We start from the raw sequence: 23,317 nt of genomic DNA on the forward strand, positions 1-23,317 counted from the left end.
CCGACCGTAAGCGCGCCAGCTATGGCGATGCCCGACTATGTCGAGCACAGCGCGGGTGCAACGGAGATTGGCAAGCTGTCTGCGGAGGCTGTTGTCCGCGAATACGAAATCGCCGCAAAAGAGATCGAGGTAATGGGAACGGAATTGATGGATCTCGTCAAGCAATGCGAGACCGTAACCCGCAACGCGCTCGGCGTGACCGAAGAGTTAAAGGAAACCGCAGGCCGTTACCGCGAGGAAGCGAAGCGTGTTTTTCAGCAGATTGAAAATTGTTCCCAGGTTACGGCAGAAGTCCGCAATATCTGCAACGATCTGAGGGAAAAGATCGCCGCACGAAACTCAGCAACCAAGACCGGGCAAGCATGAAATTAGCAAACGGCCGAAAGACGAGGCCAATTTAAGGGCGTTCATTCGCGATCGATTGGATATGCGGCCGACATCTATTACGAGAGGCGCTTTTTTTATTTGATTTCGACCTTTTGCGCGTGAACCAGAATACCAGACAAGGAGCATTCCCCGCGTTCGCTGGTCCTACCGCCGGACTTGGCGCGTCAGGTGATGTGGTCCTATACTCTCTATCGTCCGCCTTACAAGATTGCGTTAAGGTCTTCGCTGGCGGTCGACCTGCCAGGTGTTTGACACTATCTGCGGATGACATTGGACGGAGAAAAACGCCAATGAGCTCCACACCGACAAAGGATAGCTTGATCTCTCGCGCCGATGAACAAATCGCGCGTGCCTACGACCAAATCGCGCGCGCCGATGAAGAGCTTGCGCGTTTGTCTGAACGGATTTCAAAAATTGGGCACGATGCCGTACCCGAACCTTCGGTTGGATCCGCCGCGCAACCACCGCGTCGGAGGCTTGCGCGACGTGGCCTTGTCGGCCTGCTGTCGGCGGTATGTATCGTGGGCATCGTCGCCTTCGTTTTGCAATCGTCTCATGGCGGCGCGATGCTGATTGGCGCCCAATGGGCGCCGCAGCTCATTTCCACGCCATCCTTGCCATCGAAAACCCCGCCGTTTCCTGCACAACCCAATCCATCCGCCGTTCAAGTGACCGTGGCGGAGGCAGCGCCGCCGCAAGCAGCACCGTTGTCCCACACTGGGCCGCAGGACGCTGCTACGGCTGCCTCGGCGGCTTCAGACCTGACACAGTTGCTGCAAAAGGTGACGGGCGATATCGCAAATCTGGAGCAAGCGATGGAACAGCTCAAGGCAAAGCAAGACCAAATAGCCAGCGACAATGCAAAAGCCATTGAGCAGCTCAAGACGAAACAGGAAGACATGGCGCGCCTGCTCGCCAAGGTTTCCGAGCAAAGCGCGTCGCCCAAGACGTCTCCGCCCTCGGCGGGACCGACCCAGTCGCCGCAAACGAGAATGCTCCCGGCGCCACCGCCGCGCCGGCAGCACCCGCCGCGGTGGCAGTACTACTACGACGACGAATAACCGCGATAGGTGTAGCGATCCTTGAAGTCTACCTCCATCCGGTCATCGATCTTAAGGTCCGCTAGCTGCGGTCCGCTCGTGTCCGCGTCGGGCCGTAGGCGGACGTCCATGCTCTCTATGATGATAGTCCCTCTCCCACCCACCCCCTTCCCGAATTTCGCTACACTTTTCGTACGGGCTACGGAGCTCATGGAAAATAAATACTCGGCTGCCGATAGCGGTCTTGCGCTTGCCGTGGACCGCACATTTTCTTGTTGCGCTCTCTTCTCAACCCGCCGATCAGAAGTGCCGGCTGAGCTTAACTAGACCAGTCTGGTCATTGTAGCCAGGTCCAAACCGTCCAGTGTATTCGAGGCGGAGATCCAGACCCGGTATTCGTCCCACGCTGAAAACGTCGATCCCAGCCGCGACTTTCCACAACGTTTGCGGAAGCGTGCTTGATGTCGTGAACGGCACAACGCCGGCCGGTGCCCCCTCGAACGTCGAGTTGACGCTCCAGGTATTGTTAGAGAATACGGTAGCGCCGCCCTGAATATAGGGCCGCACCGCGGGTCCATCCGCCGGCAACCAGGTCCGTCCGATTTCGATCGTCGGAGTCGCCGCAAACGTCACCTTATTGGCGGCAGCGACATTAAGGTTAAGCGCTCCGGCGCCGCTTTCGCTGAACCCGGGCACCGCGGTATAGATCATATCGAGATCGAGCGACGGCTTGACGTACGCGCCGGCGGTCTCGGTGACATAAACGGCGCGGAAGCGCGAATCTAGACGCCACACGCTCGGCGAACTGTTAGCCGCGGTCACGCCGCCCAAATTGATGTAGCGCGTAGTGGTTAGCGCGTCGTATCCAACATCGAGGGCCGTCGCAAACAGCCAAGGCCCGATTTGATGCTTCAAAGCGGCGCCGAAGTCGTAGCGGTCCGCAAGCGTGGTGGCGAGACTGCCGCTCGTGGTTCGGCCCGCTTCGTAACCGACTGCGAATTCGCCAAACCAGTTAGGCGCAATCTCGATTTGCCTCCCGGTCTGAAGACGTGCCGCCTGATCGTGAAACCCTGACGAAGTGGATGAAGCGATCTGGCTCGAGAAGCTGCCGGTCAGCTTTGCCCAATCGCAGGGAATTTCAGTCAGCGGCGCATAGGGACCGGCGGGGAGATGACAGCTCATCATGCTGTCGACGAAGCCGATCCCGGTGAAAGTTGAAATCGCAGTCTGCGCGAGATATGGCGCCGGATGCAGGCGATCCAATGCTTGGGCGTAAGCCTGAGGATCTATTAGATTTGCAAGCGCGGCGAACACGGGGCCGATACTGGGGGTGGCAGCGGCGTTCCAGATGTTCTGCAGCTGGTTTGCGACCGACATTTCATTCGGCGTGAGCGAAGTGATCAATGCAGGTGCCGCGAATTGCGCCTGCAGCGCGACGAGCTGGAGCGAGTTGCCGACGAACTGAACGCCGTAGGTCACAGTCGGCGAATTGATCGCCGTCACGTCGTTCACACCGACGAAGCCGGTCGCAGTGACGATGGTCGCAGGCGTGTTGGGCAGCAGCGACAGAACATTGGGTGCAATAAGGCCGCGAACGTTAGCGAGCCCATTCACAGCCAGCAGATCCGATGTTCCGCCGAAGCGGACGTCGACCGCATAAGTACCGGTCGCCGTCTGAGCGAAGGTGCCGGTCAGGTTCGTCGTAATGACATTTTTGAAGCCGCCGATGTCAAGCCGGCCCGCATTGACCAGCGCCCCCGAACCGAGGTTCAGCGTCTGTCCGGTGATAAACGTCCCGCCCGAGAGATTGTTGATCTGGCTTTGGCCACTGCCAAGATCAACATTGCCGACCAAGCCACCTGAATTGTTGATCGTAGTGTTACCGATTGCGCGCGCGACGCCGTTCTGGTCTACGCCATCGGTCGCTTGAATGGCAAATCCGGACTGTGCCGACACCATCGCGCCGAGCGAAATGTTGATGGCGTTGGTGGCACCGCCGTCGATGTAAATCCCGGCCGCGTTGCCGGTGCCGCCGCTGATCATGCCGGCATGCAGATTGATGATGATGTTTCCACCGGTGGTCCCGCTGACACTCTGTCCGCCAACGCTCTGCGCGAAAATCGCATGCGAATCGACGCCGTTGGCGATCACGTTTCCCGTCTGATCGATGGTGATGGCGCCGCCGGTACCGTTGCCGCCATTCGAACCGGCGTAGGCGATGGTGCCGCCGCTAGCGTCGCCGCTGCCGCCGATGCCGCCACCGCCGCCGATGCTCTGCGCCAGGATGCCATAGGCGGCGATACCGTAGGTCTGGATCGGGCCGGTGCTCGAGATCGTGATCCCCTCACCATTGCCTGCCGCCCCAGCCGCTCCGCCAACACCTACACCAACAGTCAGTGCTCGGCTGCCAAGATGAGGGTTGGAGCCGGCCGCATCTCCGCCAATACCGCCACCGCCGCCGATGCTTTGCGCGAGTATGCCGTGGGCGCCGTTGCCGTAGGTCGTGATGCCTCCCGAATCCGTAATCTGGACGACGCCGCCGCTGCCGCCGGCGCCGCCGGTGCCGCCTACCACCACGGCGCCGAGATTGATCCCATCGCCGGTACCGCCGATGCCGCCGCTACCACCGATACTCTGGGCCAAAATACCGAACGAGCGATCACCAATCGTCGTGATGGTACCGGTTTGGCTCAGCCTAATGTTGCCGCCGTCGCTTGAACTTCCCGTCGCGCCGCCGATCGCGATCGCGACGCCCTTGGGGTTGAGGCCGACATGGCCGTCTCCGATCAGCGCGAGGCCACCGCCACCCCCGACACTCTGTGCGAAGATAGCGGTTGCATCGTCGCCCCAGGTGGAAATCGTGCCGGTGTTGCTGATGTAGAGATCGCCGCCCTTGCCGGCCGCACCGCCGTTGCCTGCGACGCCGACACCGACGGCAATCCCGCCCGAACTCTGTCCTCCGCCACCACCCGCCGATCCGCCGCCACCGCCAACGCTTTGGGCGAAGATGCCCTGTGAAGCATAGCCATAGGTCACGATGTCGCCGTCGTTGGTGACATAGATGTCTCCTCCAGCCCCGCCTATGCCGCCGCTGCCACCGACGGCAACAGCGACAGCGACCTTCAAGCCTTCTTTCGAACCGTTCGCTAGCTGTTCGAGCTTCGACCTATCGGTCGAATTCGGGACATCCGGATCGGCAGGAGGCGTGCTTGGGTTTGGATTGAAGATGTTGCCCGGCGTGAAATTATTGATGTTGCCAACCGTGTCGGAGGAGGCAACGCCAGCGCCACCCATGCCGCCGCCGCCACCGACGCTTTGCGCGACGATCGCCGGCGCTTCGTCGCCCGTCGTAAAGATCTTGCCGACGTTGTTCACCGCTACAGTGCCGCCCTTGCCGCCACCGCTGCCATTGCCCCCCATGCTGACGGTCAGCGACAGCGTGTTCGCGCCGCCGTCGTTGACAGCTGTCGACGTGGCCGACGCATCACCGCCGTTGCCACCGCCGCCGCCGACGCTCTGTGCAAAAATGCCGGCAGATCCGGCGCCGCCGGTTAGGATGTATCCTGTGTTGTAAACATTGACCGCACCCCCGTCTCCAGCAGAGCCGCCGGTGCCCCCAAACGAAAGATCCATCGACATCGTCGCCGGACCAGTCTTGCCTGTGTTGGAGGGTACAAAAAGCGTTGTCGCCGTGCGGGAGGCGCTGCTGCCGCCGCTGCCACCGCCCCCGCCAATGCTGAAGGCGGTGATACCGTTTGAATTCACACCTGTCGTGACGATTGCGCCGGTTTGATCAACGGTAACGGTGCCGCCGCCACCAGCCGAACCGCCGGCGCCGCCGACCGAAATGCCGACGTTGAGAACGCCGGCCCCATATCCATAACCAGCACCGCCGCTGCCGCCACCACCGCCGACGCTCTGCGCAAAAATGGCTGGCGCGAGGTCGCCCGTGCTGCTGATCGTACCAAAATTATCGACCTCGACATTGCCGCCGGCTCCCGATGAGCCACCCTTGCCGCCAACCGCATATTGCACAACGCAAGCGCAACCGAGTGTGCTGTCGCCGCCATTGCCTCCCCCGCCGCCGAGGCTTTGCGCGAAGATCGCGCTCGAGCGAAAACCGGATACATCGATCGCACCGTAGTTCTGAACCAGAACCTGCATGCCGCTGCCGGCAACGCCACCGCTACCACCGATCCCGACACTAGCAAGCGCGGCGAACGAGCTTGCGGAGCCGCCGTCACCACCACCGCCGCCGACGCTCTGAGCAAAGATGCCATTGCTCCCGAGGCCCGTCGTGGTGATCGACCCGTAATTGTAGACATTGACGTTGCCGCCATTGCCGCCAGTGCTACCGGCGCCACCGACCGAGACGAGGCCGCTCGAACCGCCGCCGTTGCCACCACCGCCACCGAGGCTCTCGGCATAAATGCCGTATGCTCCGATGCCGGACGTCTGGATGGCACCACTGGCCTCATTGGTGACGGTTACGGTGTTGCCGTCACCGCTGGAGTTGCCCGATCCACCGAGCGCGACCAGCCCGCCGTCATGGCTGCCGGCTCCGCCGCCACCACCGATGCTGGCAGCGGTGATGCCGTGTGCGACAAGCCCGCTCGTCATAATGGATCCGTAGTTGCTGACGTTGACAATGCCGCCATCGCTCGCCGCACCGCCGGTACCGCCCACCGAGACGACACCGCTGCCGTTGGCCGCCGTGCCGCCACCGCCGCCGGTGCTTTCAGCCTGAATACCGAAAGAACCCAATCCGCTCGTAGTGATCGAACCATTCGCCGTGACGGTGACGAGCGCCGAAAGGCCTCCGGCACCGCCGCCACCGGGATCGGCGTAGGTCGCGCCCGCATTGCCACCATTGCCGCCGGCCGCACCTAGGCTTCTCGCGTAGATGCCGCTCGCTAGCAGTCCGGACGTCGTGATGGTGCTGTTCGCGGCCGTGGTGACGGTCACCTCACCGCCAGCGCCACCTGCTCCACCCCGGCCGCCATTGGTCACGAACGCACCGGTGGCGCTGCCGCCGGTGCCGCCCACTCCGCCTTCACTCAATGCATAAACGCCATAGGACAGATCGCCACCGGTCGCGATCTTGCCGTTAGCATTCACGATCACCGCCATGCCCGAGCCACCGGCGCCACCCGGGCCGCCGCTGCCGCCAGCTCCCCCGGCGCTGTCGCCATTGCCACCAGTCCCGCCGATACTTTGAGCGCTCACCCCGGCGGCCGCATTGCCCGCCGAACTCGCTGTCCCATTGGCGTTGACGGTAACCGCTCCGCCATTGCCGCCCGCGCCACCATTGCCGCCAGCGGCAACGGCTGCGCCTGCACTATTGCCGTTGCCACCATCGCCACCAGAGCTCAAGGCGTACAGCGCTGCCGCACTCGAACCGCCGGTCGTAACCGTGCCATTCGACGTCAAAGTGATCGTGCCGCCGGCCCCGGCGTCGGCGCTGTTTCCCGCATTGGAGTTGAACACCGATATCGCCGCGCCGCCGTTGCCACTGTTGCCGCCTTGGCTCAAGGCCGCGATGCCGTAAGCGCCGCTGCCGCTCGTCGTCACATTGGCTGACGTATCGATGGTGACGGTGCCGCCATTTCCACCCGCGCCACCATTGCGCGCGTCAGCGTTACTGGTGCCGAATGCGTTGGCGCCGTTGCCGCCGTTGCCGCCATTGCTCTGGCCGTAAATGCCGACAGCGTTCGCACCTGACGTTATCACGGTCCCCGATCCCGTGATCTTGACGGTGCCGCCCGTCCCACCGTTGCCGCCGTTGCCACTAGTGCCGTCGGAATTCCCGTTGTCGCTGGCGTCGCCACCTGTCCCACCGTTGCCACCCTGGCTCAGCGCAAGGATGCCCACAGGCGGGATCGTTGCGAAAAGGCTCACGGTGCCGTTTCCGGTGGTGGTGAGCGAAAGGCCTGACGTCGTGATGGTCACGTCACCGCCCGCGCCGCCGTCGCCGCCGGGGCGCCCGACTGATATGAGACCGGTCGCGTCGCCGCCGGTGCCGCCTGCACCACCGACACTATTGGCGGAAACGCCGCCGCCGTTGGTTTTGATTGTACCGGACGCCGTCACCGTTACGGCACCGCCGGCGCCACCGGTTCCGCCATCGCCTCCGCCTGTATTGGTAGCACCTTCCTCACCGGCGCCGCCGCCGACGCCACCGACGCCTCCGAGGCTCTGCAAATAAATGCCGTAGCTGCCGACGCCCTGGGTGATAATGGTGCCGCCAGTGTTGACTCTGATCGCACTGCCGACGCCGCCAGCACCGGCATTGCCGCCGCTCTGGTTGCCGGCGCCGTTCTCGTTCTCGCCGTTACTCCCCGCGCCACCGGTTCCAAGCGCCATGATTCCGTTCGATAGCGTGAACGGAAACGGGAAGGCCGGTAGCGTGCTCGATCCTGATGTCGTGATCGCGCCGCTATTGGTGATCGTGATCGAGCCGGCATTGGCGCCGATCGAACTGCTGTTTCCGGTCGTGCCGCCGATCGAGGACGCAAAGATAGCCGAACTGCCGGCAAGCAGCGTCGTGATCGAACCGGAGTTGCCGACGTTGATATTGCCGGACATCGCACCGGGCGCGCCGTTGTCCTGACTTTGCAGATAGCCGTTGCCGCCGATCGAAGACGCGAAGATGCCGTAAGCACTGGTCCCGTTGGTCGATATGGCACCTGAATTCGTCACCATGACCGCGCCGCCGAGACCGCCGCCGCCGGTGGCCGCATTCAATCCTGCACTGCCGCCGCTGCTCTGGGCGGAGATGCCGATCGCATTCGCCCCGGATGTCGTGATTGAGCCCGCGTTGCTGACGGTGACCGCTCCGCCCGCCCCGCCGCCGCCATTGTTGACGAACGGAACATAGTCAGCGCCATTGCCGCCAGTGCTGGTCACCGCGATGCCGGACGCGTTGCTCGTCGTGATGCCCACGCTGGTATCGGTCGTGGTGGATAAGGGCGATCCGGGCAGTCCACTGGGTGTCGTAATCTGAATGCCGGGGAAGCCCTGCGCCTGGAAACTGATGCCGGCAGTGCCCGCCGCCGGCATGATTGGCAAGGTCAGCGACTGGACGAATAGGCTGTTGACCACGCCACCGAAATTGAGCGCTATCCCAGCAGACTGATCGCCGGAGCAGGTCGCGGAGTTGCCGGCCGTTGCGCAGAGATCGTTTGCCCTGGCGCTTCCGGCAAGAACAGCGAAGTAGACCGCAACCATCGCAAGCGCAATTGAGCCGGCGCGCGAGGCCCACTGCACCCCGATCGGTCGCCAACCCAATTCGCAGATGAACGCCCGACGGCCACCTACGATACTTCTTACATCTACGCTCAATCGCCGCCTCAAGTCGCCGACCAGAAGCCATCACAAGGCGAACCACCGCAGTGCGTAGCGTACACAAAAGTCAGCGCAATGTTTTTCGCCGAGGACGAGTGTAGGCGCTAGGTCCTAGGACGGTCTTAGGACCATTAAAAAGCCAAACGTGTTGCCATGAAGATACTACTTTTGCGCGTGCAGCGTCGGTACCGAAGGGAACGTTCGTAGAACGTCGGATGATCAGAGCCGCCCTGGCACTTCAGCCGTCAATTTTGCGATCGACGCGCGCAATCTGTTGTCGGATACGGGCTTGTGCATCAGAAAGCAGTCGCTGATCACCGCGTCACGAATCCGGTCGGGCGTCGTGTCGCCAGTGATCAGAATGGCCGGAATATCGCTGTTGAACTCGGAGCGGAGGCGCTCGATAGCAAGAATGCCATCTTCGCCATTTCGCAAACGGTAATCCGAAATAATCAGGCTCGGCGTAGTGATAAAGGCGGTCGCATATTCCAACATCTCGGCGCAGGAACTCGCGGTAACGACCGAATGCCCCCATCCCGTCAGCAAAGCCTTCATTCCTTCCTGGATTTCAACCTCATCGTCGATAACCAGGATGAAACGTGATGCCTGAGCAACCGCAGGCAGTCCTTGGGAAGGCTCAATAGCCACCGACCTTTCCGCGGCTACTGGGATGGACAACTTGAACACCGATCCCCGAGCGACCCGCGATTGCATCTGCATCGGAATATCCAGTATTCGTGTCAAGCGTCGTACGATTGCAAGACCAAGTCCTAATCCCTGCGCTCGGTCCCGCTCTGAATTTCCGATCTGATAAAATTCTTGAAAAATCAAATCCTGCTGATCAGCCGGGATGCCACGTCCGGAATCCCACACCTGAACGCTCAACCGAGCGCCACGCCTGCAACCAACCACCACGCGCCCTGCGTCCGTATAGCGAACGGCGTTGGAGACCAGGTTACGCAAGACACGTTCAAGCAATACCGGATCGGTTCGAACAAAGAGACTGCAATGGACGAGCCGCAATTCGATACCCTTGCGATCGATTTCAGGAATCTCGTCACGGCAGATTCGTTCGAGCATCGGATGAATTGCGAAAGCTTGTGGCCCGCTTTCGATGACACCGGCATCGAGGCGCGAAATGTCGAGGATTGCACTAAACAAGCTATCGAGCGTGCCTATCGAATTTTGAATCTGCCTTACTAGTCGACCGCTGACTTCATCGAGAGGTCGATCGCGCAAGGCGCCGACAAACATACCCAGCGCGTGAACCGGCTGACGTAGATCGTGGCTTGCCGATGCCAAGAATCTCGATTTAGCGACATTGGCAGCCTCGGCAAATTCCTTTTGAACCAACAGGTCGTTGGCAAGGTCGAGGTTGGCAAATTGCAGTTCGAGCGAGTCGATCAACAATTTGCTAAACGAATTTGCGAGAACAGCGACAACGACCACCCAGATCACGTCAAGGATGGCGTAAGTCCAGTGCAAGGCATCTCCCTGCAACGCGGACCAAACGCAACCCGGCGCCATGATGGTGAACAAATTGCAGTAATAGGACGGCAAGTAGGTACCAAACGCCGTGATCGCTCCAGCTGCAAGCGCGGCGCACGTCATAAGAACCATAAACTGATATTCTGGACGACCAGGATCCATTAAGAACAGCCCGCCTAATCCCCAGCACGAGCCGCCAATGAGCGCAGTCACGATCGCGAAATTGGCCCAACGGCGCCAGTCTTTGGCCGGTGGCTCCGCCTTCTTATAGGACCGGATCAAAGCTAATCGTCCGACAGTGCTTGAAGCCAACAGCAGCACGAAAATGGCAGCCACACCGAAAGAGATAGCCTTTTCGTAAACCAGCAGCCCTGAGAGAATCGGCGCTACGATCATGCCACCCGCCGTGCCCGGCGTAGAATTACGATAGAATCCTGCGACCTGCTCTGCGCGCAATTGATCGAGTCGCTGAGGGGACATCTTCGCCTTCTGCACTGCAGATCTCTCGCCTGTCGCGGCTTACTCGGGTGGGTTAGATCAGAGGTGAAGCCATAAATCCGGATCTATGAGGGGGCTCTTAGTCGGCGAGCCCAGGCCGATTTTCCAGCATTTGAGGATCAACGACTTGCGGTTCGGTAAGATTATCGGAAATAATGCTAGCATGAAGCTGCTCATTATCGACGATCATGCGCTGGTGAGGGAGGGACTTGTCGCCTTGCTTCAGCAATTCGAGCAAGCCGTTGACGTGTTGCAGGCATCGGAAGCGGTAGAAGGATTGCGATTAGCCGAAGCCCACCCTGACCTCGACGCGGTCTTTCTCGATCTCAATATGCCAGATCAGGGCGGCATGGAAGTGATCCCCGTTTTTGCCAAACGCCGGCCCCACTTGCCGGTGATCGTATTGTCTTCGTCAGAGGATCCGAACGATGTGTCTCTCGCCCTGAAGTCGGGAGCATTCGGATATTTGCCAAAATCAGCTAGCCCGCGAAATGTCCTGTCTGCCCTACGGTTGGTGTTGGCAGGCGAAATCTATGTACCGCCGTTGATACTCAACTATACGCCTACCCTGGCTGAGGAGGCCCCTCGTCCGGCACCTGCCGCTGTTGGACGTATGACCGAACGGCAAACCGAGGTGCTGCGAGAGCTGTGCCGTGGGCTCACCAACAAAGAGATAAGCCACGTGCTCAACCTCTCCGAAAAGACGACCAAATCGTACATCACCGCCATCTTTAGGGCGCTCGGTGTAGTGAATCGAACGCAAGCCGCAGCCGCGGCGAGACAAGCTCGGATCGTGACAGATTGAAACGTGATTGGGCACCTATGCGTACCAAGTAAATACTTCCGCTCGGGTCATTAGCGGGCGCCGTAGATTTGCGATTTGACCTCTGCTCAACTCGTAAGAGCGGATATCGATACGGCACCTTGGTCTGGCGAGGCGGTGGCCGTTCGCAAAATCAGCGTTATGACATAAATCGGCCGCTGACCGATCTCCTGGTGTCGCTTTGCCGATGCAAATCTCACCAAGCCGGCCAAATTCTTATTCCAAAGGCCGAACCTGAAAACGCTGCGTTGGCAGCCACGGAACCCTGTCGTGTCGGTTCGAAGCTGGCTTTTGCCAGTCCTTATGAAACCCCCGATCGCCCGCACGAGTGGTATCTGCGGATGCGCGGGCTAGACCCTGCAAACGACCCTAGGCGGCGAGCCTTTTCGCTTCGGGCGTTCGCATCGGTTCCAGCAGGTAAAAGGCGGACCGGAAACCGAATTGCATATAGAGCAGGCTAAGGAGAAGAAGCGCAGGAGACTTAAGCGGCATCCGCCGTACCTCCACCAGCTTCAGGCCTCGCTCTGCCCCGAGTCTTTCGATCAGCCCCCGAAACCACATCGGATATTGAATGAGGAGCCGGCCGTTATCCGCGAGGTGTTCACCGACATGTGCGAAAAGAGTGGGCAGGTAACGCACCGAAGTTGCAAACTGTTTTTCCTTGTCCTCGAAATCCGCCTCGAGATAGGGCGGGTTAGCCAGAATCAGATCGAACTTGCCGTCAACGCTGGAAAACATGTCGCTTTGCTTAACCACGACATTGTTCACGCCGTTGAGGCGGCAATTCTCTTCCGTATTCTTGACGGCTGACGGGTTGATATCGACAGCGAGCAGTTCGTGCGCCTTCGGCGCGCAGAACACCGCTCCGACACCGCTCCCGCAACCCAGGTCCAGTACCCTGTCGCCCTCGCGGCAGTAATCGGCACAAGCGTATTCATTTTCCAGCGGCTTATAAACGTCAGGAAATACGACGAGTCGCTTTCCCCGGACGACGATCGACGGAAAAATCATATTTAGTAATTTGACGTATCCATACCAGAAGGTCATGAATGCGTGCTTGGCAAACGACCAAATCTTCATAACCGGAACTCCATTGCTCGTGCCCAGCGATTTGAAACACAAGTGGGTTAAGAACCTTTCTCGAAGGCGTTCGCCCCTGGTGTAATCGGACCGAGCGAGCAGGGCGAGTGCATTGGCCTTCATACGAAATCCGGGCACGCTTCAAAATGGTCCGCTACTCCTGATTAACCCAAGAGCAACTTTGATGAATGCGGCTGGTGAAAAGTCTTACGCGGCCGTTCGTCTGGCAGGCTGCGCTTCGTTGCCAAGGCTTTCGAGCTCCTGCTCAGCTTCCGTCTTGGCCGTCTTCAGGATTCGAACCGCATCGCTGATATTCTGCTCGCTGTGGTCTGCCATGACCTGCATGCGAATACGTGCGGCGCCCTTCGGGACCGCGGGAAACTCGACCAGGTTGGCGACCAGGCCAAGACCGGGCAGGCGACGCGATACGAGTCGGGCAAGTCCTTCCGACCCCATTTTGACGCAAACGATTGCCGATGGATCGCCATAAAATTCCAGGCCCGCCTCGGTCAGTTCGCGGCGGAGCGACAGGACGTTGGCGAGCAGTTCAAGCCGCAGCATGCGCCCTTCGAGCGAATCGACAATGTCGAACGCCTTCAGGATGGTCGCCGCCTGTGCGGGCGACAGCGCGTTGGAGAAGGTTGCCGGCGCGCTGTAAAAACGCAGATATTCCTTTACCGCGCGGCTCCTGCTCGCGACGAATCCGCCATTCGAGGCGAACGTCTTCGAGAAGCTTCCCATCACCACGTCGATCTTGCCCAACATGTCCTGCATGCCGATATGGCCGCGGCCTTCCTTGCCGAGGCAGCCGAGATCATGCGCGACGTCGACGACCAGCGTCGCCCGGTATTCGCGGCAGAGTTCCTGAAGCTCGAGAAGCTTGGGCGTGTCCGAGTCCATCGAGAACAGGCCTTCGGTGATCACCAGAATGCCGTTATCCTTGTCCTTGGCGCGGATCTTGGCCAGGATGTCGCGGCAATAGTCGTTGTCGAGGTGCCGGAACAGATGGATGTTGTTGGTGGCGGCGTTTGCGCCTTCCTGAAGGCAGGAATGCGAAAGCATGTCCATGACGACGTGATCGGCCGACCGCACCAGGCCTTTCACAACGCCAAAGCCAGCGCCCCATCCGGTCGGATACAGAACGACGTGCTCCATGTTGAGAAATTCCGCGATCTTGCGCTCGAGCGAAACCGAATGCGAGGTGTTGCCGACGAGCGCGGGCGAGCCCGCGCTGTGAACGCCGCAGCGCTCGATGGTTTCGATCGCGGTAGCCTTGATCTCGGGATGTGAAGCCAGACTGAGATAGTCCTGCGATGCGAAGTTGACGCCTTGCATCCTGTTGCCGCTGTCGTCCTGCGCCGCGCAGATCGTCTTCGGCCCGTCTTCGGTCGCGCGCGAGAACGGCCAAAGGCCATTTTGCCGGCGTAGGTCCTGCCAGCGGTAAAAACCTTCGGTCCGGCCCAGCAGGTCAGCGCCGCCCGGCACGCGAAAATCACGCATGCTGCCCGTCAAGGCAGCCGCAGGCACTTGCGCATAGGTGTCGGTAGTCATCGTCAACCCCGTTCGGCCAATTAGTCTCTTATTTTGCCGATACCGCACGATGCGTCGCCGACGTTAACGTCTGATGGTGCCTGAGACCGATCCGGTTGTTTTTTCGGACTTTTTGATGACGTTATAAATTTTTGGTTGTCAGGCGACAGAGTCATCCGCTGCGCAGTCTTGCGCGCCAGTAGTTCCACTTAGCGGATTATTAACCATAAAGCTGCATTTCCGAGGTCATAAAGCTCAGGCGCTGCAAGCCATTTGCTGGGTCGTGCAGCTGATGAATTCACAATGGGTCCCGCATGCTCCGGTCAAGCGCGATCGTGTCCCTCGCTGCAGCTGTCGGCACCGTGTTGGGGTCATGCGCATCTCTTGCGGCAGACCTGCCGCGGGCCTACACCAAAGCGCCGCCGGTTGATCAGGCACCGCCGAGCTGGAGCGGATGTTATCTCGGCGGCAACGTCGGCGCGGGCTGGGACAAAACCCACAGCGACGGAACTGGCTTTGCCAGTGAGGTGTTCGTGCCTCCGTTCGACTACGGCAGCAGCAGCGGCTCGGCCGTCATCGGCGGTGGCCAGATCGGCTGCGATTACCAGTTCGCATCGAACTGGATCATCGGCATCCAGGTTAAGGCGGATTTCGGAAAGATCACGTCGAGCAACGCCGTTGCCCCGTTTCCCGGCATCACCGCTTCCTACCAGCTGAAGAACACCGAAGAAGTCACCGCGCGCCTTGGTTACGCGGTCGCGCCCGCCGTTCTCGCTTACGTCAAGGGCGGCGTCGCGTGGGCCAACGCCGGCGCTTCGGCGCTTGCCCTCCCGGTGCTGGCGGAAAACGCCAGCTTCACCCGCACCGGCTACACGGTCGGCGGCGGCCTCGAATGGAAGTTTGCTCCCGGCTGGTCGGTCTTCGGCGAGTACAACTATCTGGATTTCGGGACCAAGAGCACCAATCTCTACGCGACCGGCCTGATCCCGGCCTTCGGCACAGCCGGCGCGCTGGCGGATACCATTTCGTTGCGGCTTCGCAGCCAGGAGGCGCTCGTCGGCGTCAATTACAGGTTCGATTGAGCGAACCCGGTCGTCACCAAGTACTGACGGGCGATACGCTAGAAGATTTGAAAGAAAAATCGGCGCCGGAAACGGCGCCCTTTCTGTTTATGCAACCGCCGCGCTGGTCTGATTATCCGCAGGCAACAGCGCCCGCATCTTGCCGAGCAGGCGCTGCAGGTCCACCGGCTTGGTGTCGAAGCCGGAGCAGCCGACTTCCACACTCCTGGCGCGGTCGCTGGCGAGCGCATGAGCGGTCAGCGCGATGATCGGAATCGCTGATGTCGCCGGATTGGCCTTGATCAACTGGGTTGCCTCCCAGCCGTCCATTTCGCCGAGCGCGACATCCATCAGAATCAGGTCGGGAGATTCGCTCGCCGCCATGGCGACGCCGGAGACGCCATCAACGGCGCAGCACACCGAAAATCCGTGACGCTGCAAGCGCCGGGTCAGCATGTCCCGGTTCATTTCATTATCTTCGACAAGCAGAATCTTATGCATGATGGACTTCCGCAGCAGACTGAAGCGGCTGTTCAGAACTCTCCGGCACAAGAGTAGCGGCCGCATCGGCATCGGTCCGTCTCCGGCCCGCGACCAACGGCATCCGGATCGTGAAGCGGCTGCCCTTTCCGAGCGTGCTTTCGACCGAAATCTCTCCACCCATCAGTTTGCAGAGTTTTTGGCTGAGTGCCAGACCCAGTCCGGTTCCGCCGTATTTGCTGGTGCTGGAATCGTCCGCCACGGTGAATTTTTCGAAAAGATGCGTGATCTGATCCGGCGAAATTCCGATGCCGGTGTCGATGACGTCAACCACGAGCTGGTCGCCGCTTTCGTACAGGATACGATCGGCAATGAACTCGATCTTGCCGTTTTGCGTGAATTTGGCGGCGTTATCCAGCAACTGGCTCGCCATGTTCTTGAATCGGCCGGCGTCGCAAAGCGCCATGCCCAGACGAGGCGAGATCGAGGCGTTGAACGCGTTGCCGTTGCCGATGGCGGCGGCCCTAGCGTTTTCCACGACTTGCTCAAGCAATTCGCGGATATCGACCTCCTCGAGGTCGAGCTCCATTTTTCCGGCTTCGATCTTCGACAAATCGAGGATCTCGTTGACGAGTTTCAGGAGGTGCTGGCCGGCCACGTGAATCTTGAAAAGATCCGCAACGCTGGCGTTATCGCCTTCGATCTCGGCGTCTTCGAGCAGGATCTGGCTGTAGCCGATGACGGCGTTGAGGGGGGTGCGCAATTCGTGGCTCATCTTGGCCAGAAACTCGGCCTTAGCCGCACCGGCGCGCTCGGCTTCTTCGGTGGCGGCACGCAACGCGGTTGCGGTCGCCATGTGCTGGCGCATCTCGCCTTCGAGCTCGCCTTGCGAGGCTTGAACCTGCGCGTAATAGAGCGCCATCATCGCCACGTAGATAGCCGCGGCCGTCGTCGATACCAGGCCAAGGCCCTGCATGGCGGCGACCGGGAGGCTGTTATTGACGTGGAAACCAAGAAAATAGAAGACGCCGAAGATCGCAACATTGACGGCAAGCATCGCCTGGAAGATCAGGCGCAACCTGACCGACGAGCCAAGATAGAAGAACGCGAGCAAGGGAATGACGAGCACCCAGGCGAGCGTCGGCGAGGTAACGCCGCCGTAGAAATAGCAGCTCCACAGGATGCAGAAGATCAGGTTCTCGATCGAGATCAGTGCCAGCGGGTTGTAAGGGACGCCCGCGCGCAGCACGAAGGGAAACGCCCAGAATGCGATGATCGATGTCGCCAGAACCGCGACGTCATACCCGGGCTCCGGATCCAGCAGATAGATCGTGATCGGAACCACGCTTCCGATGAACGGGCCGAGAATGTGGCTGACCAGAAATACGTGCGCCCGGTTTCGCGTATCGCGATCGGCTGCGATCTTGGCTGGAATGAAATAATTAACCAGACGATCGAGCGCAGCAATTGCCGTTGCAAGTTTGGCTTTCATGACCTGGCGCCGCCTTCTGCAATTGATTTTGCCAATTTGCTTTCCGTGCGCACGGATTCCTGTGCTGCACGAGGGCGCGCATAATCGCCCTCAACTAACATTTTCAGGCCTGGCTTAAAACGGCGTTAATGCATGAAAAGGCAAAGCTAAACCCATTTTTAAAACCGCTCACGCTAAGTTCAATCCGACAGAAGTCAGCGAGGCGAAGAAGAATGCTCATCTGGAGCCGGCTTGTCAGGTTAATGGACTGGTTCATTCCGGCTGCCGCCAAGCTGGAGCGCTCCGAGTATGGTCTCGCGCAGAACTACGTCTTTACGCATCTGTTCGGGCCCCTGCTCTCGCAGTCGATCAGCATCTTTCTTTATCTGAGCGATCCACATCCCGGATTTGCGTGCTGGACGATCATCATCGGCATCTGGCTGTTCTGGACGTTGCCGTTCGTCTACAAGTACACGGGCAATTTGCAGCTGTCGGCCCTGATCTCGGTCGAGCTACTCGCTTTCGCCTCGCTGTTCGGGGCCTACTTTTACGGCGGCGTCAGTTCGCCGTTCCTGCCGTGGCTGCTGGTCAGCCTGTTGCTTGGATTTTTCTATCTCTCGGAGCGGCCGATCCTGGTTGTCGGGTTGTTCACGTTCAACATTACGGGCTTTGTGATCGCATATCTCGCCTATGGCTTTCCGGACCTGCTTTCCCATGAGCAGCTTTCGATGGTCGGCTGGATATCGATCCTCTCGGCGACGATCTATATGTCCTGGATGGCGATCTACTACGCCAACATGATTTCGATGCGGTCCGACCTTGAACGGGAGGCGGAGCGGCATCGCGAGACGGCGGTTCGCCTGCGCGAGGCCAAGGACATGGCGGACCGGGCCAACCGCGCGAAATCGATCTTTCTCGCCAAGATGAGCCACGAGCTTCGCACGCCGCTCAACGCGGTGATTGGCTTTTCCGAAATCCTGCTCGATGACGTCGAACTCGACGGCAAGAACAGCCGGAAGAAGGCCGACCTCGAACGCATCAACTCTGCCGGTAAGCATCTGTTATCGCTGGTGACCGACGTTCTCGACCTTTCGAAAATCGAATCCAACCATATCGAACTGAAGATCGAGAAGTTCGATCTCGATGAAATGGTGCGGGAGGTGGTTGCCACGGTCGAGCCAATGGTGACCGAGCACCAGAACAGACTGGTGGTCAAATGCCCGCCGGATCTCGGCGTCGTCTCGACAGACCAAACCAAGTTGCGGCAGGCGGCCCTCAATCTTTTGAGCAACGCCGCAAAATTTACCCGTGACGGAACGGTCACGCTCACGGTCCAGCGCCGCAAGAGTCTGGTTGGCGACTGGATCGAGATCCAGGTTCAGGATACCGGCATCGGCATCGCCGAGTCCGACATCGGACGGCTGTTTCAGAATTTCGGTCAGGCCAACCGCTCGACCTCCAGCAAATACGGTGGCACGGGCCTGGGGCTCGCGCTCAGTCAGAAGCTGTGTGCGCTGATGGGTGGCGGCATTTCCGTTAAGAGCGAAGTCGGCCAGGGCTCGAGCTTCACGATTCGCGTGCTCGCCTGCATGACCAAACAAAAAGATACGGAAGACAACGCCGGCGTCGTTTTAAATTTCGCACATTCACCAGCAGCATAAAAAATGTCCAATTCCCATACTAATCTCCGCGAGGCTTTTTCGCCTCCCGATCAAGTGGCCGATGCAGCGGACGGCCAGCCTGCGGCGCAGCCGCGCTTGTTGATCGTCGACGATATCAGCGACAACCGCTCAATTCTCAAACGGCGCTTCGAGCGCCGGGGCTTTGATGTCGCCGAAGCCGAGTCGGGCCTGATTGCCATTGACATGATCGAGAAGACTCCGTTCGATCTGGTTCTCCTCGACGTGATGATGCCGGGCATCGACGGAATGGAGACGCTTAAGCGCATTCGCAGCCAGAAATCCGCCTCCGCGCTGCCGGTGATCATGGTCACCGCCAAATCGGAAAGCGACAATATTGTCGATGCGCTCGAGCAGGGCGCCAATGATTACGTCACCAAGCCGGTTGACTTCGCTGTGGCGCTGGCGCGCGTGAATACGCAGCTGAGCCGCCGGCGTGCCGAGCAGCAGGTAGCGGCGGCCAACGAGGAATTGCGCAAGGCCAACGAAGACCTCGAGCGTCGCGTCGAGGAGCGGACCCATCGGCTGATCGATGCCAATCAGCGGCTCAAGGAAGAGATAGCGGATCGCGAGGAATTGCAGGCAAAATCGCAGTATCTGGCCTATCACGATTCCCTGACCGGCCTCGGCAATCGGCTTTTGTTCAAGGAACAGCTCGATGAGGCGCTAAAGGACGTCTCGGTGACGCCGCATCCTTTGGCGGTGCTGTTCCTGGACCTCGATGGCTTCAAAGCCGTCAATGATACGCTTGGACATTCCGTCGGCGATTTGTTGTTGAAGTCCATCGCGGCGAAGCTGCGCGATCTGCTTCCCTCCACCGACCGGATCGCCCGACTCGGAGGCGACGAGTTTGCCATCCTTCAGATGTCGAGCCCGCAGCCCACATCTTCGACGTTGCTCGCGGAGCGGATCATCGAAATCGTCGCTGAGCCGCACAATATCGATGGTCATGAAGTCACCGTCGGCGCCAGCATAGGCATCGCGATCGCCCGTCCTGGCGAAATGAGCACCGAAAGCCTGCTCAAGAGCGCCGATCTCGCCATGTATAGCGCCAAGTCCGATGGCCGCGGCACCTACCGAATTTTCGACCCGCAGATGGACGCGGTTATTCAGACGCGGCGTTCGCTTGAGAGGGATATGCGGACCTCGCTCGCGCAGGGCGGATTCGAGCTCTACTACCAGCCGCTGGTCAACTTGCAGACGAAGCGGGTGACGGCCTTCGAAGCGCTGATGCGCTGGAACCACAGGGATCGCGGCGCGGTCCCGCCGTCGGAGTTTATTCCGGTCGCCGAGGATATGGGCCTTATCGTCCAGCTCGGCGAATGGGCCCTTCGGCAGGCGTGTGCAGAAGCAGTGGAATGGCCGGACGATATCCGGATATCCGTCAACCTGTCGCCGCTACAATTCTCAAAGGGGAATTTGGTGTCCACCGTCGTGAGCGCGCTGGCTTCCTCTGGCCTCCCGGCTTCTCGGCTTGAGCTGGAAATCACTGAATCTGTCTTGTTGGAAAAGTCCGAGCGCAATATTACGGTTTTGAATCGACTGCGCGAACTTGGCGTCCGCATCTCGATGGACGATTTTGGTACGGGTTATTCGAGTATCGGTTATTTACGCAGCTTCCCATTCGACAAGATAAAGATCGACAAGTCGTTCGTGCGTGACTTGCTCGTCGATGAGGGGAGCCTTGCGATCGTTCGCGCAATTGCCGGGCTCGGCGTCAGCTTTGGAATTACGACCACCGCCGAAGGCGTCGAGACCGAGGAGCAAGTGCGCTGTCTAAATCTCGAAGGCTGCATCGAGGTTCAAGGATATTTTTATAGCAAACCCATTGTGGCGAGCCAAGTCGCCGGCGTGCTCGCAAAATTGAACGAACAGTAATGAGTGAGTCGTCGATGCCGTTTTTGCTGATGAATTTCAGGATCTACATTTCATGCTCGAGAATTTCGAAGCAGATTATGCTGCAGCTTTGTCGCAGCGTGCAAATCGCCCGATGCGAGAACACGGCATTCCTGTCACGCCGGTTATCTCCCGACAGCGGGCATCTGATGACGGCTGCTTAGTGTCGGCCTTGGGCCAAAATCGGAAATCTCAATAAGAAGCCGCCCGCAGGCGGCGATTGGCGTGACCCACATTGGTCCGCACCGTTTCAGGTCTCCACCTTATGGAGAACAGTAGCGTCGTTCATAATCACGAGGCTGCCATCAAAGCGACCATCGAGCTGTTCGCCCGTGACTAGGCTGTAGCGAATCTTGCCGGGAATTCTAATTACCGAGCCCCCTAACGGCCGGCAGACAACCATGTCCTGCTTACGAACGACAGTATAACGCCGACCCATGTTATCTTCGGCAAAAAACCTATCTACTTCCTTTTCTGTTATTATGCCCATCGAGCAGAACTCCGCTCTGCACACACATGGCCGGACGGTATCCGTAAATCGCGAACGAAGCGGTTAAGTCGATAATCCCAGGTTGATCTTAATTTGAAGATAAACTGCTCGATTGGGACGCGACATATCACCGGCGGCTCTATTTCGGTCGCTGTAGTCCAATTGCGCCAAACGGCGCGTCCGCTTCACCCTCCGACAACGGACATCGTCTGCAACTGAGCATGTCTGTTTCGTGCCAAACCCGGACATGGCGGATGCGAGCCACATCCAAAAGGAAAAGCCGCCTTCAGGCGGCTCCTGGATAGACACGTTCCGCCAATCTACGCCTTCAACCAGCGGGTCCCAACCGCGATTGACTTGATTGGTTTTCTCTCTAGAGGTTCATTGCTGTGCAAAAGCTCTTTTGCATCATGCACAGCCCGCAGCGCAGCGGCTTTCCGGTCGAACTTAATGATGCCGATTTGCCCCTCGCAAACGATCCAGTCTTGATCGACGTGAATGATTCTGTACACGGCGACGCTCCTCTCAAATTTGAAGCATCTATTGCCTTAAACAGGAACGTTCTAATTCACGCCGGTTAACGCAAATCGCGCCGGGCCAAAAAAATTCGGCCCTATAAAGGTTAATAAGACCAGAGAAAATTGCTGCCTTCGAGGTTGCCCCATGGAACTAAGGGCGACTCTCGTCAATAGCACTCGACCGATCTAATCCGGCAAGTCGCTCGTCGAGTGCCAGATCGAATTCGAAGTTACATGCCGCACAGCGGTAGCGATCATTGGCGCACACCCAAGCAATCGTTTTTGGCGCTGTCATACCGCACCGGGGACAGGCGATTTCAACGCCATTATCGTATAAAAAAAGAGTCATGGCTTGGCGTCGAGAGCCTCCTTAGGCGACAATATCAATCAGCGCCGCAGCATCAACTGCGGACATAGACGCTGTTCAAGAGCCCGTTTCACAAGGCGAATGATGATGTACGGTTCGATTACATGATGACGATTCGGGGCCGGAGCAACCGCCGCGTTAGTGTGCAGCATGGAAAGCAGGTTCGAGGTTCTAAGGCTTGATATCGGAAAGCGCTTTTCTCAGAGTTATTTTCTCTGTTGGTAGCGGAGTCTCGTCGGTAGCGAAACTGCTTTCGATCCATTCAAGTGTTCGGAGAACTTCCGGGTAAATTGAAAAATCGTACTCGCTCCGCGCTACTCCGAAAAACTCTCGACCCCTTTCACTGGCTAAAGCTCGTCTTAACCGCCTTGTAAAAAGTGACAACTGCTCGTTAGTAGGTCTAACGCCGGCCTGAATGGTTTTTCTCTCCATCCGCCGGTCTACCGCTTCGCGTCGTTCACCAATCATCTGTTTTTCTGCGTCTGAGCGCGTGTCCGTGCCAGACCGCCGATCCTCAGTGACTCGCTTGTCTGATTTTGAACGGCTATAATCGCTATCCATCGGGACCCTCCAGAACGGAGTTTGCCTACGTGCACGCAGCGTTGGCAGACTTGGTTGATGGTAGCTTATCTGTCCGAGATTTTGGCGCCGTGACCCGCTGCATTACAAGGCGACAGCTCCGGCACTCGAATGTGAAAATGAGCGGTTCTGAACGCCAATCTTCGCGACAAGACATCACCATTTTCGAATGGCAACTTGGGCAAACGGGCAGAGGCTGACCAAAAGAAGCGATAAGGTTCGTAGCCGTCGAGATGAAACGAGCATCCTGCATGAAAGCACCAGCTAACCCCAAAATGACCCTTGATTCCATTCACCCTCGTTCAGCCAGATAAGCGCTTCGCGTGCGCCTAACCGAATGATTCTCTCCTCGTTGAAGAGCGACGGGATGCACGTTGAGAGATATAAGAGGTATCCCCGGCGGTCACGAAAGAGCGCTTCTCGTGCTTCACCAGGCGCAAGCGTTTCCGTGTCTAGCAAGGCAATGTTTCGCAAAAAGAGCATCTGCATTATTCGGAATACCATTTGTTGAAGTAGAAAAATCGATCTAACTGACTTGAACTCAAATCGGGGCGGATCAGACATTCAGATCTCACCGCAAGATTTC

Annotated in this window: 15 protein-coding genes; 6 read left to right on the forward strand and 9 right to left on the reverse strand. The window is 58.9% G+C overall.

Annotated elements, in window-relative coordinates; genetic code table 11:
• Nucleotides 1-21: 21 nt before the first annotated feature.
• Nucleotides 22-366 carry a hypothetical protein gene (locus tag BUA38_RS11840; RefSeq protein WP_156898498.1) on the forward strand — a complete coding sequence of 115 codons (345 nt, stop codon included), beginning with the start codon at nt 22-24 and terminating at the stop codon, nt 364-366.
• A gap of 119 nt (nt 367-485) precedes the next feature.
• Nucleotides 486-1,448, forward strand: a complete 963-nt coding sequence (locus BUA38_RS11845) for a hypothetical protein (protein ID WP_156898499.1) — start codon at nt 486-488, stop codon at nt 1,446-1,448.
• A gap of 279 nt (nt 1,449-1,727) precedes the next feature.
• Here BUA38_RS11845 and BUA38_RS37810 read toward each other — a convergent pair whose 3' ends face one another.
• Together BUA38_RS37810 and BUA38_RS11860 are read right to left on the reverse strand one after the other, a co-directional pair.
• A complete protein-coding gene (locus tag BUA38_RS37810) occupies nt 1,728-8,693 on the reverse strand; it encodes an autotransporter outer membrane beta-barrel domain-containing protein (protein WP_072818088.1) in 6,966 nt (2,321 codons plus the stop codon).
• 297 nt (nt 8,694-8,990) lie between these two features.
• The gene (locus BUA38_RS11860; RefSeq protein WP_083587554.1) at nt 8,991-10,754 is read right to left on the reverse strand and encodes an ATP-binding response regulator; all 1,764 of its coding nucleotides are present in this window, start codon (nt 10,752-10,754) and stop codon (nt 8,991-8,993) included.
• A gap of 166 nt (nt 10,755-10,920) precedes the next feature.
• Here BUA38_RS11860 and BUA38_RS11865 point away from each other — a divergent pair, with 166 nt between their 5' ends.
• The gene (locus BUA38_RS11865; protein WP_072826055.1) at nt 10,921-11,562 is read left to right on the forward strand and encodes a response regulator; all 642 of its coding nucleotides are present in this window, start codon (nt 10,921-10,923) and stop codon (nt 11,560-11,562) included.
• Between the two features lie 387 nt (nt 11,563-11,949).
• Here BUA38_RS11865 and BUA38_RS11870 read toward each other — a convergent pair whose 3' ends face one another.
• On the reverse strand, nt 11,950-12,783 hold the full coding sequence (locus BUA38_RS11870) for a methyltransferase (protein WP_083587555.1): 834 nt from the start codon (nt 12,781-12,783) through the stop codon (nt 11,950-11,952).
• An 84-nt stretch (nt 12,784-12,867) separates the two neighbouring features.
• Nucleotides 12,868-14,211: an aminotransferase class I/II-fold pyridoxal phosphate-dependent enzyme gene (locus tag BUA38_RS11875; RefSeq protein WP_072818091.1), complete on the reverse strand. Its 1,344-nt coding sequence runs from the start codon at nt 14,209-14,211 to the stop codon at nt 12,868-12,870.
• Nucleotides 14,212-14,525: 314 nt separating this feature from the next.
• On the opposite strand from BUA38_RS11875, the gene BUA38_RS11880 reads away from it, so the two are divergent.
• A complete protein-coding gene (locus BUA38_RS11880) occupies nt 14,526-15,272 on the forward strand; it encodes an outer membrane protein (protein WP_172806019.1) in 747 nt (248 codons plus the stop codon).
• A gap of 87 nt (nt 15,273-15,359) precedes the next feature.
• Here the strand turns inward: BUA38_RS11880 and BUA38_RS11885 are convergent, their stop codons facing one another.
• Nucleotides 15,360-15,752 (reverse strand): response regulator, encoded by a 393-nt coding sequence (locus BUA38_RS11885; RefSeq protein WP_072818093.1) that lies wholly within the window; start codon nt 15,750-15,752, stop codon nt 15,360-15,362.
• Nucleotides 15,745-17,223 (reverse strand): sensor histidine kinase, encoded by a 1,479-nt coding sequence (locus tag BUA38_RS11890; protein ID WP_072818094.1) that lies wholly within the window; start codon nt 17,221-17,223, stop codon nt 15,745-15,747. Before BUA38_RS11890 ends, BUA38_RS11885 begins: the two co-directional genes overlap by 8 nt.
• A gap of 212 nt (nt 17,224-17,435) precedes the next feature.
• Here BUA38_RS11890 and BUA38_RS11895 point away from each other — a divergent pair, with 212 nt between their 5' ends.
• Together BUA38_RS11895 and BUA38_RS11900 are read left to right on the forward strand one after the other, a co-directional pair.
• Complete coding sequence (locus BUA38_RS11895) at nt 17,436-18,863, forward strand: sensor histidine kinase (protein WP_172806020.1); 1,428 nt, start codon at nt 17,436-17,438, stop codon at nt 18,861-18,863.
• 3 nt (nt 18,864-18,866) lie between these two features.
• Nucleotides 18,867-20,759: a putative bifunctional diguanylate cyclase/phosphodiesterase gene (locus BUA38_RS11900; RefSeq protein WP_072818096.1), complete on the forward strand. Its 1,893-nt coding sequence runs from the start codon at nt 18,867-18,869 to the stop codon at nt 20,757-20,759.
• A gap of 268 nt (nt 20,760-21,027) precedes the next feature.
• Here the strand turns inward: BUA38_RS11900 and BUA38_RS11910 are convergent, their stop codons facing one another.
• From BUA38_RS11910 to BUA38_RS36670, 3 genes are all read right to left on the reverse strand, one after another.
• Nucleotides 21,028-21,267 carry a hypothetical protein gene (locus BUA38_RS11910; protein ID WP_072818098.1) on the reverse strand — a complete coding sequence of 80 codons (240 nt, stop codon included), beginning with the start codon at nt 21,265-21,267 and terminating at the stop codon, nt 21,028-21,030.
• A gap of 320 nt (nt 21,268-21,587) precedes the next feature.
• A complete protein-coding gene (locus tag BUA38_RS11915; RefSeq protein ID WP_072818099.1) occupies nt 21,588-21,779 on the reverse strand; it encodes a hypothetical protein in 192 nt (63 codons plus the stop codon).
• Between the two features lie 544 nt (nt 21,780-22,323).
• Nucleotides 22,324-22,713: a hypothetical protein gene (locus BUA38_RS36670; RefSeq protein ID WP_156898500.1), complete on the reverse strand. Its 390-nt coding sequence runs from the start codon at nt 22,711-22,713 to the stop codon at nt 22,324-22,326.
• Between the last annotated feature and the right edge of the window lie 604 nt (nt 22,714-23,317).

Source organism: Bradyrhizobium erythrophlei, assembly GCF_900142985.1.
Classification (GTDB): domain Bacteria; phylum Pseudomonadota; class Alphaproteobacteria; order Rhizobiales; family Xanthobacteraceae; genus Bradyrhizobium; species Bradyrhizobium erythrophlei_B.

Coding starts and splice junctions, on each gene's coding strand:
- BUA38_RS11890 (WP_072818094.1), bottom strand. CDS start 17,223: ATGAAAGCCAAACTTGCAACGGCAATTGCTGCGCTCGATCGTCTGGTT.
- BUA38_RS11885 (WP_072818093.1), bottom strand. CDS start 15,752: ATGCATAAGATTCTGCTTGTCGAAGATAATGAAATGAACCGGGACATG.
- BUA38_RS36670 (WP_156898500.1), bottom strand. CDS start 22,713: ATGGATAGCGATTATAGCCGTTCAAAATCAGACAAGCGAGTCACTGAG.
- BUA38_RS11875 (WP_072818091.1), bottom strand. CDS start 14,211: ATGACTACCGACACCTATGCGCAAGTGCCTGCGGCTGCCTTGACGGGC.
- BUA38_RS11870 (WP_083587555.1), bottom strand. CDS start 12,783: ATGAAGGCCAATGCACTCGCCCTGCTCGCTCGGTCCGATTACACCAGG.
- BUA38_RS11895 (WP_172806020.1), top strand. CDS start 17,436: ATGCTCATCTGGAGCCGGCTTGTCAGGTTAATGGACTGGTTCATTCCG.
- BUA38_RS11910 (WP_072818098.1), bottom strand. CDS start 21,267: ATGGGCATAATAACAGAAAAGGAAGTAGATAGGTTTTTTGCCGAAGAT.
- BUA38_RS11840 (WP_156898498.1), top strand. CDS start 22: ATGGCGATGCCCGACTATGTCGAGCACAGCGCGGGTGCAACGGAGATT.
- BUA38_RS11865 (WP_072826055.1), top strand. CDS start 10,921: ATGAAGCTGCTCATTATCGACGATCATGCGCTGGTGAGGGAGGGACTT.
- BUA38_RS11900 (WP_072818096.1), top strand. CDS start 18,867: ATGTCCAATTCCCATACTAATCTCCGCGAGGCTTTTTCGCCTCCCGAT.